Origin of the sequence: Kordiimonas sp., assembly GCF_965216265.1 — a bacterium.
GTDB lineage: Bacteria > Pseudomonadota > Alphaproteobacteria > Sphingomonadales > Kordiimonadaceae > Kordiimonas.
In genome coordinates this window covers 2,544,098-2,562,080 of the sequence record NZ_OZ244153.1, presented here as the reverse complement: position 1 = coordinate 2,562,080, position 17,983 = coordinate 2,544,098, and the positions used below count along the sequence as shown (strand labels likewise).

Sequence of the window (17,983 nt, the reverse complement as noted above, 5' to 3'; positions counted from 1 at the left end):
ACGGGAAGGAACCACCAATGACCTATGAAACGCTTGAGGTAAGCATCAAGGACCACATCGCCCATGTGGCGATGAACCGGCCGGAAAAGCTGAATGCCATGAATGGCACCTTTTTCTCGGAGATCGGGAGGGCCTTCAAGGCACTTGATGCTGACCCTGACGTGCGGGCCGTTGTGCTCTCCGGCAACGGCAAACATTTCACCGCGGGCCTCGACCTTAAGGAAAGCGCCAGCGTTTTGGGTGCGGCGGAAGGTGACCCGGCCCGCGTGCGCGACAAGCTTCGCCGCCATATCCTTTGGCTGCAGGATAGTTTCAGTGCAATCGACGCCTGCCGCGTGCCCGTGATTGCTGCGATCCACGGCGCGTGCGTTGGTGGCGGCATCGACCTGATCGCCGCCGCCGATATGCGCATTGCATCAGAAGACGCGTGGTTTTCTGTGCAGGAGATTAACGTCGCTATCGTGGCAGACCTGGGCACGCTGCAGCGCGCGCCTTACCTACTGCCGCTCGGCATCCTCAAGGAATTGGCCTTCACGGGGCGCAAAATGAAGACGACTGAGGCCAGATCACTCGGTTTCATCAATCACATCCATCCAGACAAAGAGGCCGCACTGGAGGCAGCTTTTGAGCTGGCAGGGGTCATTGCAAGCAAAAGTCCTCTTGCGGTTGTGGGCACAAAAGCGGTACTCAATCATGCACGGGACCACAGTATCGCCGATGGGCTAGACTATGTTGCAACATGGAACAGCGGCATGCTTCTAGGGGAAGACCTGATGAAAGCAGCCACGGCGGCATTGACGAGGCAGGAACCAACTTTTGCGGACCTGCTTGAGAGTGACGACCCGGCCTGAGGCCAACGACGCCCCAGGCCAGACCAGAGGACAGTTGGGGCATGTTTGAACAAGCCATCATATGGATTGAAGCCAACGCAGATTTGCTGGGCGGTATCGGTACGCTCTCTGCGCTCACCATGTTTATCGTCACACACACGCGCAACATCATGCTGCGCCGCGCCGCTGCAAAAAATGCAGTCGGTGGCGGCGCCATCACTGTTTCTAACTTTGGCGCGCATGATGCCGCTGCACCCTCACCCGAGTATGGTGGCAAAATTGCCATTGCCGTGCTGCCGTTTGGCGAACTGGGTACTGTGCCGGACCATTTTGCTGACGGCCTGATGGAAGACCTGATCACGGACCTGCAAGCGCTCGGCTTTGCCACTCCCGCAAAACGCACCACTCGTCAGCTCGCAGAAAGCAGCGCCGCTTCTCACCAGATCGCGCGCGACCTCGGTACTTCCTATGTGCTTGAAGGCAGCATCAGAATTCAGGACGACCGCTACCGCATCGCCGTGCAATTGATAGACCAGACAGCAGCAACGCTGTGGTCGGAGCGTTTCAATTTCGCAGGCGACGACCTGATGGCCATGCAGGAAGCCATGGCGCAGAAGATAGCAAACGGCGTCGCACAGCAGTTGTCTCCCGGGGCAGAAGAAGCACCCGTAGGGCAAGCCATATCAACCATGGCTTCAGGCACCATGGCCACATCCAGCTATCGCACCCAAAGCGAGATGCTTCGCGCCTACCGCTCGCCCAAAAGCCGGTTGGTGGCGTTACTGCTCTGCCTGTTTGTTGGCTACTTTGGCGTTCACCGCTTCTATGTTGGCCGCTGGATAACCGGCACCCTTTACGCCCTGACCTTTGGACTGTTTTCCATTGGCTGGATACTCGATCTCCTGCTTATTCTTTTTGGCTCCATGGCTGACAGCCGCGGGCGCCCCATTCGGGCATGGCGGCCAGACCCCCATCTGGATGAGTGAAACACACTGTGGCGATCTCCACCAAAATCTGCGGCCTGACGACCGCTGAACACGCCAACCTCGCCGCCTTTTATGGTGCGCGCTGGCTCGGTTTTGTGTTTTTTGAGCGCTCCCCCCGGAACCTCACGCTGGACGCCGCTGCAAACCTGAGACCCCACCTGCCCAAGCGAGGTGAGCGTGTTGGTGTGTTCGTCAATGCAGAGCATAATTTCATTGAAGCTGCCGTGGATGCACTCGACCTTGACTGGGTGCAACTGCACGGGGATGAATACCCACATGAAGCGCAGCTTCTCAAGGCCCGGCTTGGTATATCCGTCATTAAAGCCCTGGGTGTCAGCTCGAGGGAAGACCTCAGGCAGGCCGACCTGTTTGCACCGCATGTGGACGCCATTCTATTTGACGCCAAACCACCCAAGGGCGCTATCCTGCCCGGTGGCAATGCGGTTAGCTTTCCGTGGCATATCCTCAACGGTGAAAAGCTGCCGTACCCATGGTTGCTGGCAGGTGGGCTAACGGCGGAGAACCTGCCGCGCGCAATTGCGGAAAGTAACGCTCAGGCTGTTGACATTTCCTCCGGCGTTGAAAGCGCCCCCGGTCAAAAGTCTGGCGAGAAAATTGAAGCCTTCCTTCGCACCGCAAAAGCCGTTAGGTAATGTGGCTCGTATGGAAGCAGTATCCCGTGTTTTATTGAGTGTTAGGTAATTCTTATGACCCTTAACAGCTATCGCACCGGCCCTGATGAGAAAGGCCATTTTGGCAAATTTGGTGGACGATACGTTTCCGAAACGCTGATGCCGCTTGTGCATAAAGTGGAAGCAGCATACCGGAGCGCCATCAAGGATCCGGAATACCTGCGGGAACTGGATGAGCTGAACCGGGTTTATATCGGCAGGCCAAGCCCGCTTTATTATGCTGAGCGCTTCACTGAAGAGCTGGGCGGCGCAAAGGTCTACTTCAAACGTGAAGAATTGAACCACACCGGCGCCCACAAGATCAACCACGCCATTGGCCAGGTACTGCTTGCCAAGCGTATGGGAAAAACCCGTGTGATTGCGGAAACAGGTGCGGGCCAGCACGGCGTTGCCACCGCAACCGTTGCGGCGCGCTTTGGCCTTAAATGCACCGTGTTCATGGGTGCCGTGGATATTGAGCGGCAAAAACCCAATGTCTTCCGTATGAAGCTATTGGGTGCTGAGGTAAAGCCGGTCACCTCCGGCTCCGCGACACTCAAGGACGCCATGAACGACGCTCTTCGCGACTGGGTCACCAATGTGCACGACACATTCTATATCATCGGCACTGTCGCAGGCCCGCACCCCTACCCCATGATGGTGCGGGATTTCCAATCCATCATCGGCCGTGAAACACGTGAGCAGATCATGGAGGCGGAAGGCCGCCTGCCCGATAGCCTCGTGGCATGCGTGGGGGGCGGTTCAAACGCCATTGGGCTTTTCCACCCATTCCTTGATGACCCGGATATTGATATTTTTGCTGTTGAAGCCGCCGGGCACGGGGTGGATACCGACAAACACGCGGCCTCCATCGCGGGCGGCGCACCTGGCGTGTTGCACGGCAACCGCACCTATCTGCTCCAGAACGCAGATGGCCAGATCACCGAAGCCCATTCCATATCCGCCGGGCTTGACTATCCCGGCATTGGGCCAGAGCATGTATGGCTTCATGAACAGAAGCGCGTGAACTATGTGTCCGCGACCGACAAGGAAGCGCTTGATGCCTTCCAGATGTGTTGCCGCACAGAAGGCATCATTCCCGCGTTAGAGTCCAGCCACGCGCTTGCCCATGTCATTCGTATGGCGCCCACACTGCCCAAAGACCATATTTGCGTGATGAACATGTCAGGCCGCGGCGACAAAGACATCTTCACGGTTGCCGATGCCCTCGGCGCAGAAATCTAGAACAGGGAAGAGTGTTATGAGCAGACTGAAATCCTGTTTTGAAAAGCTGGCTGTGGAAAAGCGTGCTGCTTTTGTAACCTTCGTGACAGCAAACGACCCGGATTTTGATACATCACTTGAGATTGTGTGTGGCTTGCCGGAAGCAGGCGCGGATATTATCGAGCTTGGCATGCCATTCACGGATCCATCCGCCGATGGTCCGTCAATCGACCGGGCAGCCCAGCGCGCGCTCAAGGCTGGTGGCTCGATGAACAAGACGCTTGAAATGGTATGCCGCTTTCGCGCAGGAAATGATGAAACGCCTATCGTATTGATGGGGTATTTCAACCCGATTTACGCCTACGGCATTGACCGCTTCTCATCAGATGCCGCCGCTGCGGGCGTCGATGGCTTAATCATTGTCGACCTGCCGCCCGAAGAAGATGAAGAGCTTCGTGTGCCTGCAAACGCTGCTGGCATTGATGTTATTCGCCTGGCAACGCCAACCTCAGACGACGCCCGCCTTCCTACAGTGCTGGATGGAGCGAGCGGTTTCGTCTATTATGTAGCTGTCGCGGGTGTGACGGGCGGCAGGTCCGCCACGGCGGATGACATCGGCACAGCGGTCAGGCGTATAAAATCGCATACAGACTTGCCAGTTGCCGTAGGATTCGGTATCCGCACGCCCGAGCAGGCTGCAGACGTTGCGACTGTTGCCGACGGGGCCGTTGTTGGGTCAGCCATTGTTTCGCTGATTGAAAACGGGCTCGATAAAGATCATAAGCCTAAAGAAGGCATGAGCAAAGAGGTGCTCGATTTCGTGAAAACCCTCGCTGATGGCGTCAGGTCTGTACGGAAATAAGCACTACAACAGAAGGGGTTGAGGCGCATGAGCTGGCTCACCAATTATGTCAAACCGAAACTCAGGAAAGTCCTGAATCCTAAAGAAACGCCAGACAATCTTTGGCACAAATGCAAAAGCTGCGGGCAGATGATCTTCCAGAAGGAATTTATCGCCAACCAGTATGTTTGTGCACACTGCGATCATCATGACCGTGTGCCCCCCAAAGACCGTTTCGATGCATTGTTTGACAATCAGAGCTATGAGCTGATCGACCTGCCCGCTGTAAATCAGGACCCCCTGAAGTTCCGCGACACCAAAAGATATACCGACCGGCTTAAAGCTGCACGCAACAACACTGGCGACGAAGACGCTATCAAGGTTGCCGTTGGTAAAATTGGCGGCGTGAACACGGTTGTCGCTGTGCAGAACTTTTTCTTCATGGGTGGTTCCATGGGCATGGCCGTGGGTGAAGGCATTATCGCTGGCGCCCGCCATGCGCTAAAAATCAAAGCGCCGATGATCATGATGACAGCGTCCGGCGGTGCCCGCATGCAGGAAGGTATCCTGTCATTGATGCAAATGCCGCGCACAACCGTTGCTGTGCAAATGCTGCGCGACGCTGGCCTGCCGTATATTGTGGTGCTGACAGACCCCACAACCGGCGGTGTTTCTGCGAGCTACGCGATGCTTGGCGATCTTCATATTTCCGAACCGGGCGCGATGATTGGTTTTGCAGGCCAACGTGTTATTGAACAAACCATCCGCGAAAAATTGCCGGATAGGTTCCAAACCGCTGAATATCTGCAAGAGCACGGTATGGTCGACATGGTTATCCATCGTCACGAAATGCCGGAAAAGCTTGGCTCCGTACTTGCGATGTTGATGAGCGGTAGCCACCGCAAAAAAGCGGCTGAATAAGCCCCAAAATCTCTTGCGCACGAGGCAGCCTGATGGACACCACGGCCAGTGACAAAGTGCTCGCGCGCCTTAAAAAACTCCACCCGGTTGAGATAGACCTCTCTCTCGACCGGCTGTATCGGTTGCTTGAAAAGCTCGACAACCCCCATCTCAAATTGCCGCCCGTTATTCATGTGGCGGGTACCAACGGCAAAGGCTCAACGGTCGCAACACTGCGCGCGATTGCAGAAGCCGCCGGGCACCGGGTGCACGTCTATACCAGCCCCCACCTTGTACGCTTTGCCGAGCGCATCCGTGTTGCTGGCCAGATCATTGATGAAGATGATTTCACCAAAATTCTGGAAGAATGCGAACGCGTCAACGCGGGCGACGACATTACATTTTTCGAGGTCACAACCGCCGCTGCCTTTCTTGCATTTTCCCGCACAGCCGCAGACCTTTGCATTCTGGAAGTGGGACTTGGAGGACGGCTTGACGCCACCAATGTTATCGACCGTCCTGCCGCTGTGGGCATAACGCCTGTCAGCATTGACCATGAGCAGTTTCTCGGCTCCACCCTTGGTGAAATTGCGTTCGAGAAGGCTGGCATATTAAAGGCCGACGTGCCAACGGTCATTGGCCCACAGATGGGCGAGGCCATGGGCGTGATCCGCACTCAGGCATCCAAAGTTGGGGCCAACCCGCTGGTATTTGATGAAGACTGGTACGCTATCCTGAACCCCGGTGGCGGCAGCTTTCGCTATCAGGACCGGCAGGCGGAACTGGACCTGCCACTCCCCAGCCTGACAGGCGAGCATCAGGTTATGAACGCAGGCATGGCTATTGCGCTGGCGCGTGCCCAAAAGGCTGTGAATATTCCAGAGGCTGCGATCCGCGCCGGCCTTGGTTGGGTGCGATGGCCTGCTCGGCTGCAGGAGTTGATCGGCACGTCGCTTAACAAGCTATTGCCTGTTGGTGCGAACCTGTATCTCGACGGCGGCCACAATCCGGCGGCGGGCCATGTGGTGCGCAGCTTCCTTTCTGACGTGGACCCGGTGGAACGCTCAGTAACGCTTATTCTAGGCATGCTGAACCGTAAGGATGCCAAAGGATACCTGAAGCCGCTTTCAGGCGTGGTGAACAAGGTGATTGCCGTACCGATTGTGTGTGATGAAGACCCGGCCGAACCGGGCTTTCTGGCGGCCGCTGCCACGGATGCGGGTATCAACGGCGTGATCGCAAAAGACGTGGCTTCCGCGCTTAAAATGGTAGCGGAAAAATCGCACCCAGAACGGCCACCTTTTGTACTGATTGCAGGCTCACTTTACCTCGCGGGCAATGTGCTCAAGGAAACCGAACTATTCCCGAACTAAGCTCCATAGGAAGCCGCTTCCTGATACAAAAGAAAAAGGCGCCCGATTGGACGCCTTTTAAACTCAATTAGTCTACGGCGGGCTTAAACAGAACCGTTGATCCAGGCTTCAAGCTGCGCGCGCGGCTGCGCACCCATTTTGGTAGCAACAGCTTCGCCGTCCTTGAAGATCAGCATGGTCGGAATCGAACGCACACCAAACTGGGTTGGTGTTTCAGGGTTTTCATCAATATCCATTTTGGCAATGATGATATCGTCACGCTCACCGGAGATTTGCTCCAGAACCGGGCCGATCATCTTACAAGGGCCACACCATGGCGCCCAAAAGTCCAGAAGCACTGGCTTGCCTGCCTTGAGGACTTCAGCTTCGAAATTTTCATCCGTTACGGTGATGGTTGCCATTTCAATATTACTTTCTTTGCTGGCCGCCCGGCGCCTCGGCCAGTGCGGGGCCCAATTGGAAGGGCCTATTCTCTCGTCACAACCCGTAAAGTAGGAAGGCACCCCTTGATGGTCAAGGTTTAGTAACACGCGTGTGATACCTACCGCGACAGATACTAAAGACCAATCCGTTTAAGTGTCTCATCCATCTGGGTTTTACCCAGTTCCATCAGAAGAGAAATATCTGTCCACAAGAGCGCAGCGCGTATCTTATGGTTCGGGTATATGCCTTGAAGCGCGCGGGCATAAAGGCCCATCTGCTTCAGATAAACCTCCGGCACATTTGCCGCATCTCTTGGTGGTGGCCGGTTGGTTTTATAGTCAACAATCAACACATCTGATTCGGTGACCACAAGCCTGTCGACCTGGCCGGAAATAGCCCGTGTGCCCACGAGCCCGGCAATGGGCACTTCTGCCCGGCTGTTCGGCCCAAAGATGGGTGCAAACTCAGCATCCTCAAGAATGCCATGCACTTCCTGCCAGAAACCATTGGCGGTTTTTTCATCCAGCCCGGCGCGCAACAGAAAGCGTTTTGCCGTGGCTTGCTGAGCATGCTTCTCGATCTCAGGCAACCATTCCAGCATGCTGTGGATTAGCCGCCCCCGTTCAAACCGTGCAGCCGACGAGCGGGCCAGCGGGCTTGTGGCTGCTGGCTCGTCTTCATCCGGCTTTGACGGTGCCAGCGGTTTGGGCGGGTTAGGTTCATCCGGCATTGGCGCCCGCGCCCAGGCGGGCAACGGCGGCAAGGCTTGCCCCTCACTCGCGGTTGCTTCGCGCGGTACAACAGGCGCCGTTTGCGGCACTATAAAGCGCCTTACACTGTAACCTGCGAAAGCTTCCACATCCTCAGCACCGATACGGTCAAAGCCGCTTTCAATCGCCTTGTACCAGCAATTGGGGTCCGGCTCTCGTTCCGTCTGCCATCCGGCGATATAGAGCCTGTCTTCCGCCCGTGTGAGCGCGACATATAAAAGCCGCCTGTATTCATGAAGCGCCTTGTCTTTCAGCTCGGCTTTCTTCTCCTCCGCGAGCGCGAGGCCGGGTGCTGCAGACGTCCACAACAATAAGGGTGGTTTGCCCGGGTCGGCGGCATCAATGGGCACAAGCCGCCCTTCCCGGCGGATATCAGGGATGCTGACGAGGTCGGAGAGGAACACGATTGGCGCCTGCAACCCTTTGGAGCTGTGCGCTGTCATGATACGCACCTGCCCGCCTGCGGCTTCCATGTCCCGCTTGATTTGCGTACCGCCATGCTCCACCCGGTGGATGAAAGCCTGCAGCGACGCCGTGCCTGTATGCTCAAACCGGAGCGCTTCCTCCATCAACTCATCGATGGGGTCGTGCACTTCCTCACCCAGCCGGGCCGCGAGCTGTGCGCGACCACCAAGTTCCGTGAGCACATGTGAGAAAAACTCAAATGGTGTCAGCAGGTCAGCGCCCCGGATCACGCTTTGCAAAAAGCCAAGCGCGCGCGCAAATGCGGGCTCATCCTTCGCTTTCGCTTGCAGTGCGTGCCAAAGCGCACCTTTACGGCCGTACGCGAGGCTGAAAAGCTGCTCGTCATCTAGGCCCACGAACGGGCTTTTCAGCACGGTCGCGAGCGTAAGATCATCTGTTGGCAACAGTGCCGCGTGCGCAAGCGCCAGAAGGTCCATCACCGGCAGCTCATCGGTCAACACCATACGGTCGCGCCCGGCAACCGGCACACCCAAGTATTTCAGCGCGCGCACAAGATGGTCAACAAAGGCCGTGCGCCGGCGCACCAGCACAAGAATGTCGCCGGGGGTAATAGCACGGGCCTGCGCCTCCAGCATTTCACCGCTGGTGATCATTGCCTTGATGCGGCGGGCGATACGCCACGCTGTGCGCCCCTCTGCATCATCCGCATTTTCCTGAATAAGTGGCGGAACCCAGCCGTCTTCAGCGCTTTCATCCTCCGCCACACTTGGGGCTTCAAGTGGCCACAGTTCCACCATGCCGCCATGGCCCTTGCGCACAAATTCGTGCTTCACATGCTCAAGGTCAGCTGACAGCCCATGCCATGCGTCAGCCCCCTTATCAAACACCGCATCCACAAGCGAAAGCACCGCGCCACCTGAGCGGAAAGAAAGGTTCAGCGGCACCGGTTCGGCCTTCAGTTCCGCCTGCCATGCCCTGTGGAACACCCGGTCGCGGGCCGCCACAAACTCTTTCGGGTCTGCATGCTGGAAGGAGAAGATCGATTGCTTGGCATCCCCCACGGCAAAAACCGTGCGGACCTTCTCGCTCGCACCCTCGCCTGAGAAAAACTCGGCCGTCAAAGCCTCCACCACCCGCCATTGTTCCCGGTTGGTGTCCTGTGCTTCGTCAATCAGGATATGATCAACCTGTGCATCAAGCTTGAACAATACCCACGGCGCCACATCAAGCCGTGCCAGAAGGCCAACTGTACGGCCAATCATGTCGTCAAAGTCAACCATACCGCGCTCGGTTTTGAGCGCGCGATACCGGTCAAGCTGCGCAAGACCGAGGGTCAGAAGCGCGACTGTTGCTTCCGCAGCCGCTATACGGTTGAGCCGGTCGGCAATCCGTATCAGGCGGGTTTGCTCCTTCTCGATGATCGCTTCAAATTCCGGATAGGCGGTCAGCGTTTTTTTGACCGCCACCGTCTTGCGTGGTGTGCCTTCTTTGGTGAGAAACGCGAGCATGTAGCCTTCAAACAGCGCCTTGCGCTTATCGCCCTCAGCCGCCGTATAGGCCGTGACCGCCTCGCCCACTTTGGTTTCGGTTTTACTACCTGCAAGCAACACCGGGCCCATGGCACGCAAGCCGGTGATATCAAAAGCGGCGTCGGCTGTAACCTGATCGAACAGCACGTCGCGCGTCTCACCTGGCGTAAGATCAAGTGCGCGGTAAAGCGCGGGCGCGAGGCCGAGTTTGCCGTAAGCCTTATCAGCAGCCGCAAGCGTTGAAGTCTCAAACGAAAGCCGTTCGATCACTTCATCAAAAGTCAGCTCAGTCACAAGTCCGGCCACATGATCAAGCGCCCGGCGCACATGCGCACCCTCTGGACGTCGGGTCATGGCCAGCATCTCATCCTTGGCACCTGCCATCATTTCCTGCGCGACTGTCTCGTCGATGCCTTCAAAACCAGGGGCCATGCCCGCCTCAAGCGGGAAACGACCGAGAAGCGCCTGACAAAAACTGTGGAAGGTCTGGATCTGCAAACCGCCAGATAGATCAAGAACATAGGCAAACAACTGACGTGCACGAACTAGCATATCGGTGTCCGCAATCTCTTCGGTGCGGCGCGCGATCTCAGCAATCAGGGCCTCGTCCGGCATCATGGCCCAACGCCCAAGCTCCGCGAAGATGCGATTCTTCATTTCCGCGGCAGCGGCCTTGGTGAAAGTGAGACAGACAATATTCTCAGGATCCGTGCCGGTCAGCATCAGCCTAAGTACGCGCGCTGTCAGGACGTGGGTTTTGCCTGTGCCCGCAGACGCCCCCACCCATGCCGTTAAATCAGGATGGGTAGCGCGCGCTTGCGCGTCTGTCATGCGGGGTTTGCTCACGTATCCCCCTCCCCGCCATCGCCATCGCCATCGCCATCGCCATCATCAAACGGATCATCTGCATTTCGCCACTCCTTCACCCGCGCCAGATGGTCATAGTCGCCATAACCAGTGTTTTTGGGGCGTGGGTTCGAAAGATAAGCTGTCTTCTCGTCAGAAAATGCCTCTACAAGCCCTCGAAGACCTTGTTCCGCTTCCGTAACAGATAAGTTCACGTCTTTGATTGGACGCTTTGGCTCATGCACAGGATTGCCACCAGTGATGCGCCAGAAGATGAGATCAGAAACAGAGCTCGCGGGCACTCCTTCAAAGGCACCGCGTTCCGCGAGCCACGCTTCAAGCGGTAATTGTGGAGCAAAGCCAGCCGTTATCTGCCGTTCGGTCGGGATTGTACCTGTTTTATAATCGATAATGGTAAGCGAGCCATCTTCCCGGTTTCGGTCGATCCTGTCCGCTTTGGCAAAAAGCGAGAAACCCGTGCCTGAAAGCTCGGCTTCGGCCCACTTTTCAATGGCCGCCACCTCAAACCTCTCGGCCCGCTCCTGCTCATTGGCGATAAACCATTCTGCGATGCGCTCAAACCTTGGCCACCAGAAGGCATAAACCGCTGGCTGGGTTAGCACAGGCTCAAAAACACGCCGCCCAACGTCAAGCAGGCGCTCGTATCCCGCATCCCTTTTTGATGGTCCCTCTTCACTGAGGAACAGTTCAAGCGCCTCATGGAGCAATGTGCCTTTGGTCGAAGCGTTCGGCTTGTCGTCCAGCGGATCAAGTGGCTTAAGCCCCAGCACCTTCGCTGCATAAAGCGCGTATGGGTCTCGCATCCATGTTTCAACTTGCGTCACTGACAAGCGCTTGGGCCGTGCTTCAAGGGGAGGCTTGGGTGCGGGCGGCAGAAGCGGTGCGGTTCGGGCAGATGCGTCTATCTGATGTGCCCAAGCAAGATACTCGTCCGCCCGTGGCACCTCGCCGCCTGCAAGCGCCTCGATACGGAACAACCAACGGCTTGGTACCGTTGGTGCGCCGTCCACCTTCAGAGCCCGGGTCAGGATAACCTCGCCGCCGCTGGCGGCCTGAATAAAGTCATGCGCGGCCTGGCCTGTGCGTCGCTCAAGTGGTGGCAGGCCAAAGGTTTGCCGCATGGGTCGGTTCATCCATGGGTCGGGCTTGATCTCGCCCGGCCATGTGCCTTCGTTCATACCGCCAAGCACCATCACATCCGCACGCTGCAGCCGGGCTTCAAGCGTTCCCCATATAAAGAGCCGTGGGTGTTTGCGCCACACAGGGCGCACCGCAATACCTGCAAAAAGCTCCTCGAACAGCGCTGAATACCCTTCTGCCGACACGCCCGAGATAGTGCCCGTTTCGCGCACCAGCTCAGCCAATGCGTCAGCAAGCGTCTGGCCTTCGTCACCTTTCCAAAGGACGCTAGCGCCTGCGGCCTCATCTGACGCCGCCAGTGTTTCAGCCACCTCAACATGAACCTTCAGGAGGACATCCAAAAGCGTATCCTGCGCGAAAGCCGCCTCAAGGGGCTTTAGGCATTTGATTGCGGCTTCGAGAACAGAGAGGTCACCGTCCCCAAAACCAGCCATTTTGTCAGCCGCAACAGCTTTCGCGCGTTTGAGCAAACCATCCAACCCGCCTGATGGCCGTACCCCGCGCAAGACAAACGTATCCAGCCTGCGCAGTGACGCGAGATACCCACGCCGGTCATGCCCGACCGAGACAAGCGGGTGCTGCAAAAGTGCGAGGAAACTGACAGGCGCGAACCTTTCGCTCAGCGCATTGGCGATCAAACCAAGGAAGCGCCCCGGCACAGTATTGAGCGCACGGTCACCACCCGAATCGTCCACCTCAATGCCCCAGCGTGCGAGCGCCGCGCGAACATGCCGCCCCAAGGCCCTATCAGGTGTTACGAGTGCCGCCGTGCGCCCCGGTGTCTCAAGCACCTCTCGCATCACAAGGGCAATTGCCGCCGCTTCTTCCCGCCTGGTAGGGGCGACGATTTTTCTGAGACCCTTGAACAGCTGGGTTTTATCTTGCGTTTGATACCCGAGCGAGAGCCAGCGCTCTGTCACCTCAGCTGGTAACAAGGCGTCACGAAACAGGGCGGCACGTTTAGGAGGTACGTGGTTGAGGCTTGGCCAGTCTCGCACCTCATGCCGGTTGGCACCAATGGTTTCCAACAAGTTTTTGAGCACACCATGGCTATGGGTGGCGTCTATCGCCTGCCACGCATCATCCGGCATATTTCGGTCAAGTCCCGGCAACACAACTGCCCCCCCCGGCAACCGTGCCACAACAGACAGAAGCCGGGCTGTCGCCGGGATCGAACCAGTTGAACCGGCGGCAATTACACGGCCCTTTGGCGGTTTATGTTCCCACAAATCTGCAAGGCTGCGCAGCATCTGGTCTCGTTTGGCGGCAGGGTTCATGACACCTTCAGCGTCAAGAATGGCAGGCCAATGCTGGGAAACGATGGTCAGGAACTCAAGGGTAATGTCCCAGTGATGGGCCAAGCCTTCCGGCACCAGATCTTTCAGGTCGTCAAAAGCAAGGCCTTCTGTCTCCAACTGGTCCATCAGCCGCGCAAGCTCTCCCGCCAGCCGCCAGCCTTGCGCCGGAGCAATGGCCCCGCCCATCTCGGCCGCCTGCAACTGGCCCCACTTCATTACCTGCTGCATCAAGAGCGCTTGCCGACGCGTGGACGAAATTGCAGGCAAGGTATCTGACGGATCAAGCCCAAGCCCTGCACCGAGGAAGGTGATCTCTTCTTCATCAACCTCGCCAATGGGCCGCATAAACGGTAACACCATCGGCTTTTTGCCAACCAGCCGCAGAAACGCCTCTCGCAGCGAGCGCTGCGCCCGCCGGTTTGGGACAAGGATGGTAGTGTCTGCAAGCTTAACCGGATCACCCTCTGCGTCGCGCAACAACACAGAAGCCAAGGCATCAACAAACGAGCGACTGGCATCGATCGTGTAAATTGTTGGCGCGCGAGACATATTAGCGAGCACCCACTTTGTTCATTTGGGTCTCCGCCTGAAGCACAGCATCAGGGGTGCCTACGTGAAACCATCGGCCGTCATGCACCAAGCCATACAATCGACCGCGCGCGGCAGCCTTGCGAAAAATTTCGCGGTTCGACCATGCGCCTTCAGGCATGTCGTCGTACATCGAGGGCGCCACAATCTGGATACCGCCAAACATGACGGGGGCACTTGGTGCGTCTCCCCTGAAGTCGATCGGCGTTAGCACCTTACCTTCGTGGGCAGGAATGAAATCACCAGGCCCGTCATAACCAAGCGCGTCTTCCGTGCGCACCAGAAGGAGCAGTACATCCATCACCCTTGGCTCAAAAGCCTGCCGTAAGCGTGTGAGCGCTGGCACGGCACCGTCAAGCCATAGCGCATCGCTATTGATCGCAAAAAAGGGCTGCTTACCCAACAGCGGCAGTGCTTTTTTGACGCCGCCGCCTGTATCCAGCAAAGCATCACGCTCATTAGAGATACGCACCCTGCCATCTGCGATGCGAGGACTGAGGTGTGCCTCTATCTGGCCCGCCAGATGATGCACGTTCACGACCACAGGGCCGATGTCAGCCGCATCAAGTTTCTCAAAGGTATGATCAAGCAGTGGTTTGCCAGCAACGGGCACCAAAGGTTTTGGCGTTATTTGAGACATTGGCCCCATACGGGTGCCGAGCCCTGCTGACAGCACAATCGCCCTCATGAACCGAGCTCCGCTTCCAGCGCTTGCCAACGCGCGGGATCGCCGCGGAAGGTAATATGGCGCGCACCGTCTGTTGTTATGTCGATTTCAAGCTCTAGGGCATCCGCCCACCATTCCTCTGGCATTCTGTCTGGCCACTCAATCAGGCAGATAGCGGATGCTAGCGCTTCTTCAATGCCAAGCTCAAACACATCTTCCGGGTCGCTGAGGCGGTAAAGGTCCGCGTGCCAGATCTCCCCTCCGCCTGCGAGGTCATACGTCTGGACAAGTGTGAACGTGGGGCTGGGCACCTCCGCTGTCTCATCCGACAATGCGGCCCGGATAAAGGCCCGCGCGAAGGTCGATTTCCCGGCACCCAAATCGCCCGTAAGCGCCACCAGCGTACCAGACCGAAGCGTGGCCGCAAGCGCGGCGGCCAGCGCCTTGGTGTCGGCTTCTGTCTTGCAGCTTCGTTCAAAAATTGGGGTGTGACGCATAGGGTATTATTCTCTACTGCCCGCGCATTACGCCAGCGGTTTGATGGCTGTTAAACCTTTTTAGGCACCGGTTGCTTTCTCGGCAAAGTACAGCTCAGCGCCAACCCTTCGCCGCCATGGGGCTCCAGCTGAATACTGCCGTGATGGAGGCCCACAATACTGCGCACAAGCGCCAGATCAAGGCCTGTCGCGCGTCGCCCACCGGGCGAAGCCCCCATGGCCACGGTCGCCACCAATCGGTCACGTTCCCGCGGGGTCAAGCCGGAGTCCGAGTTATAGATTGCTGCGGTTACCGTTTCTTCACCCGCCTTGAGCTGTAGGGACAACTCCCCACCGTAACGTGCGAAATTCAGCATGGAAGAGACCATGTTGTAGAAGATCTGTTTAAGGCGGCGCCTGTCTGCCTCTATCACCCCAACAGCTTCACAGGCATCGAGGTTAAGCGTGATATCAATCTTGCGGGCGATGTCTGCCGCAAGTGTGGACGCTTCCTCAAGTGCATCTGTAACGTCGGTATCTTCAAGTTCGAGCTTGGCTTCGCCAGCGTCGAGCACCGCGAGATCAAGAACGTCCGCAATCAGCACCTTCAAATCGTCAGACGCGCTGAGGATGTTTTTAACGTAATCAGCCTGATGGTTATTGAGGTCACCAAACATCTTCTGGTCGAGCATTTCGGCAAAACCAATGATAGAGTTAAGCGGCGTCCTGAGCTCGTAGGACATATTGGTGATGAACTCACTTTTCAGCCTGTCTGCCGCTTCCAGTGCGCTTGAGCGCTCACGGAGTGCTTGTTCCACCTTGAAACTATCCGTCACATCGCTTTGCGTCAGCATAACGCCGCCATCCGGCAGTGGCACAAGTGCATAATCCACCACAAGGCCGTCCGCGCGATACCAACGACCCGACCGGTGGCAGCGTTCTGACACCGATGCCGTCAGCTTTTTACCAAAATCAAGCTCACCGTCGATATGACCATGCGTGTCATCCACCTTGAGTCTCTCTATAAGGTCAGAAAGATGGGGTTTGCCCTCAAGCTGTTCATCCTGCAGCTGCCACATTTCCTGGAATGCCGGGTTTGAGAGCTGCAGGCGCGCATCTGTGCCGAACACGGCGATGCTTTCACGCATGTTATCAAGCGTTTCCTGTTGCACGGCAATGAGGGTGTTGTAGGAGCGTTCGAGCGCCAGTTTGTCTGTCACATCCTCAAAAAGGATCAAAAGCCCACCCAAGGGATGTGGCTGAGTAACCACCCTGTGGGCTGTGCCGTCCGGCAAGTGCCACATTTCCTCGAACGGCTCCAGAAGCGAGGTATAGTGCCTGAGCACATTCTTCTTCCACTGCGGGAAATCAACCTGCTCCGGCAACCTGCGGTGTTCCCGCATTGCATCAAGAAGCTCGCTATGCCTGATCTCCGATGAAAGCAAATCCTCTGACAAATGGGATAGCCGCGTAAAGGCACTATTATAGAACCGCAGGGTTTGCCCTGGCCCGAAAATAGCAACGGGGCTCCTCAGCCTGTTCAAGGTTTCCGACTGGCTTTCGAGAACACGGGAAAGCTCCGACAAGGCTTCCTCTTCACCGGTTACGTCTACCGCGATCCCCATGATATTGCCGTCATCGTCAAACGGCATGTTGATGACCGAGAAAGCCCGGCGCTGGCCGTCAATCACACCAAAACGACGTTCGCGGACACGTTGGCCTGTCTCCCTCGCCTTCCGGGCAGAGGAAAGGCTGCCTTTGTCGAAAAGCTCAACACCGCGCTCCACCACATCAAAAACATTCTCGCCGTCAACGGCTTCCACATAGGCATAGTTTACTTCGACAAGCGCAAAATCAGGCCCCCGCACCCACACCGGGAACGGCAGATTATTAAACGCGCGGGTCATATCCTGCAGCCGCAACTCAAGAGCACGCACACCTTGTCGGTGACCACGTGTGGGCCGGTCCCGCGCTTCCTCAACCCACAACACACTGGCGGGCCAACGGCTGCCCGAAGACGGCAGCGTTTGCACGTCAATGATCAGGCGGGGATGGTCCTTGCCTTGATACACAACATAGGGAGACGAGATTTCCTTATTGGCGTTCAGGTCGCGTTTCAGCTCCCCCACCACGCGGGACGGGATAACCGTGCCGCGTTCAGCCAGATCATCCAGATTATGTGCTTTTCCCGAGACACCCAGAAGCGCAAGGGTTCCGACGTCTGCCTGCAGGCGTCCGTCGGGCCATAACCAGACCGGATGGCGCCTGTCTGAGCGAATCATCGTATCAAGAAAACCCGCAAGCTCCTGCAAGCTGTGGGCGCGGTCTGTCATCCGCCCGGCACGCCAAAGCGCGCTCAGGCTAACACCAACCCACGCCAGCGCCACAAAGGCGATGATAATCCAAAGGCTTAATGGTGACAGATCAACACCGGTCATGGACATGCACTCCCTCATTCCGTGACAGAGTGACAGTAGCCTCTAACCTCCCGTCAGCACAAGGCGCTGATTGAAGCTAGCTATGGGTAAGAACGTTTAAAATTCGCCCGGCAGGGTCTTGCATATAAAAACGACGTACGCCCCAGGGCTCATCGGCAGGGCCATAAACAATCTTATGCCCACCCTTATTGGCTCTCTCAAACACGTCATCCAGATTATCCACCTCAATCGAGAGGTCTGGCACCTCGGTGCCGGAGCCACCTTCCGTCGCCACACTCAATTGCACGAGGGCAGACGTGGACGGGGAGAGCGTTACGAGCCAACCGTGGTCCATCACGACATCAAGATCAAATATCTCCTGATAAAAGGTCTTGATCGTATCGATATCTTTCACCGCCAGGTTGGAGACAATTCGCTTCACTGTCATGGGTCTTCTCCCTTTTTTCGAGACCCTAACCGGCCTTGATGTGCGCCACAACCCGAGCGATAAAAAACCGCAGCAAACTGTGTTCGCTGCGGTTCAATGTTTGGAAGTC

14 protein-coding genes are annotated in these 17,983 nt (G+C 57.0%); 7 read left to right on the top strand and 7 right to left on the bottom strand.

Annotated features, from left to right (window positions below; genetic code table 11):
* The first annotated feature begins 17 nt into the window (after positions 1-17).
* The 7 genes from ACOOGA_RS11800 to ACOOGA_RS11770 are packed head-to-tail and all read left to right on the top strand — an operon-like array spanning position 18 to position 6,825.
* Complete coding sequence (locus ACOOGA_RS11800) at positions 18-851, top strand: crotonase/enoyl-CoA hydratase family protein (RefSeq protein ID WP_417459705.1); 834 nt, start codon at positions 18-20, stop codon at positions 849-851.
* Between the two features lie 41 nt (positions 852-892).
* Complete coding sequence (locus ACOOGA_RS11795; protein ID WP_417459704.1) at positions 893-1,816, top strand: NINE protein; 924 nt, start codon at positions 893-895, stop codon at positions 1,814-1,816.
* Positions 1,813-2,469, top strand: coding sequence for a phosphoribosylanthranilate isomerase (locus ACOOGA_RS11790; protein ID WP_417459703.1), 657 nt, complete (start codon positions 1,813-1,815; stop codon positions 2,467-2,469). The genes ACOOGA_RS11795 and ACOOGA_RS11790 overlap by 4 nt, the downstream gene beginning before the upstream one ends.
* A gap of 54 nt (positions 2,470-2,523) precedes the next feature.
* On the top strand, positions 2,524-3,732 hold the full coding sequence (gene trpB / locus ACOOGA_RS11785) for a tryptophan synthase subunit beta (protein ID WP_417459702.1): 1,209 nt from the start codon (positions 2,524-2,526) through the stop codon (positions 3,730-3,732).
* Positions 3,733-3,748: 16 nt separating this feature from the next.
* Positions 3,749-4,573 (top strand): tryptophan synthase subunit alpha, encoded by an 825-nt coding sequence (gene trpA, locus ACOOGA_RS11780; protein ID WP_417459701.1) that lies wholly within the window; start codon positions 3,749-3,751, stop codon positions 4,571-4,573.
* Between the two features lie 27 nt (positions 4,574-4,600).
* The gene (accD, locus tag ACOOGA_RS11775) at positions 4,601-5,473 is read left to right on the top strand and encodes an acetyl-CoA carboxylase, carboxyltransferase subunit beta (RefSeq protein WP_417459700.1); all 873 of its coding nucleotides are present in this window, start codon (positions 4,601-4,603) and stop codon (positions 5,471-5,473) included.
* Between the two features lie 32 nt (positions 5,474-5,505).
* Positions 5,506-6,825 carry a bifunctional folylpolyglutamate synthase/dihydrofolate synthase gene (locus tag ACOOGA_RS11770; RefSeq protein ID WP_417459699.1) on the top strand — a complete coding sequence of 440 codons (1,320 nt, stop codon included), beginning with the start codon at positions 5,506-5,508 and terminating at the stop codon, positions 6,823-6,825.
* Positions 6,826-6,908: 83 nt separating this feature from the next.
* Here the strand turns inward: ACOOGA_RS11770 and trxA are convergent, their stop codons facing one another.
* The 7 genes from trxA to ACOOGA_RS11735 all read right to left on the bottom strand — a co-directional run bounded on the left by trxA (position 6,909) and on the right by ACOOGA_RS11735 (position 17,874).
* Positions 6,909-7,226: a thioredoxin gene (gene trxA / locus ACOOGA_RS11765; protein WP_417459698.1), complete on the bottom strand. Its 318-nt coding sequence runs from the start codon at positions 7,224-7,226 to the stop codon at positions 6,909-6,911.
* A gap of 155 nt (positions 7,227-7,381) precedes the next feature.
* Complete coding sequence (addA, locus tag ACOOGA_RS11760) at positions 7,382-10,819, bottom strand: double-strand break repair helicase AddA (protein ID WP_417459697.1); 3,438 nt, start codon at positions 10,817-10,819, stop codon at positions 7,382-7,384.
* Complete coding sequence (gene addB / locus ACOOGA_RS11755; RefSeq protein WP_417459696.1) at positions 10,816-13,827, bottom strand: double-strand break repair protein AddB; 3,012 nt, start codon at positions 13,825-13,827, stop codon at positions 10,816-10,818. Before addB ends, addA begins: the two co-directional genes overlap by 4 nt.
* 1 nt (position 13,828) lies before the next feature.
* Positions 13,829-14,554: a nucleotidyltransferase family protein gene (locus ACOOGA_RS11750; protein WP_417459695.1), complete on the bottom strand. Its 726-nt coding sequence runs from the start codon at positions 14,552-14,554 to the stop codon at positions 13,829-13,831.
* On the bottom strand, positions 14,551-15,030 hold the full coding sequence (gene tsaE, locus ACOOGA_RS11745; protein WP_417459694.1) for a tRNA (adenosine(37)-N6)-threonylcarbamoyltransferase complex ATPase subunit type 1 TsaE: 480 nt from the start codon (positions 15,028-15,030) through the stop codon (positions 14,551-14,553). The genes ACOOGA_RS11750 and tsaE overlap by 4 nt, the downstream gene beginning before the upstream one ends.
* A 50-nt stretch (positions 15,031-15,080) precedes the next feature.
* The gene (locus ACOOGA_RS11740) at positions 15,081-17,447 is read right to left on the bottom strand and encodes a PAS-domain containing protein (RefSeq protein WP_417459693.1); all 2,367 of its coding nucleotides are present in this window, start codon (positions 17,445-17,447) and stop codon (positions 15,081-15,083) included.
* Positions 17,448-17,523: 76 nt separating this feature from the next.
* Positions 17,524-17,874 carry a VOC family protein gene (locus ACOOGA_RS11735; RefSeq protein ID WP_417459692.1) on the bottom strand — a complete coding sequence of 117 codons (351 nt, stop codon included), beginning with the start codon at positions 17,872-17,874 and terminating at the stop codon, positions 17,524-17,526.
* Positions 17,875-17,983: the final 109 nt, after the last annotated feature.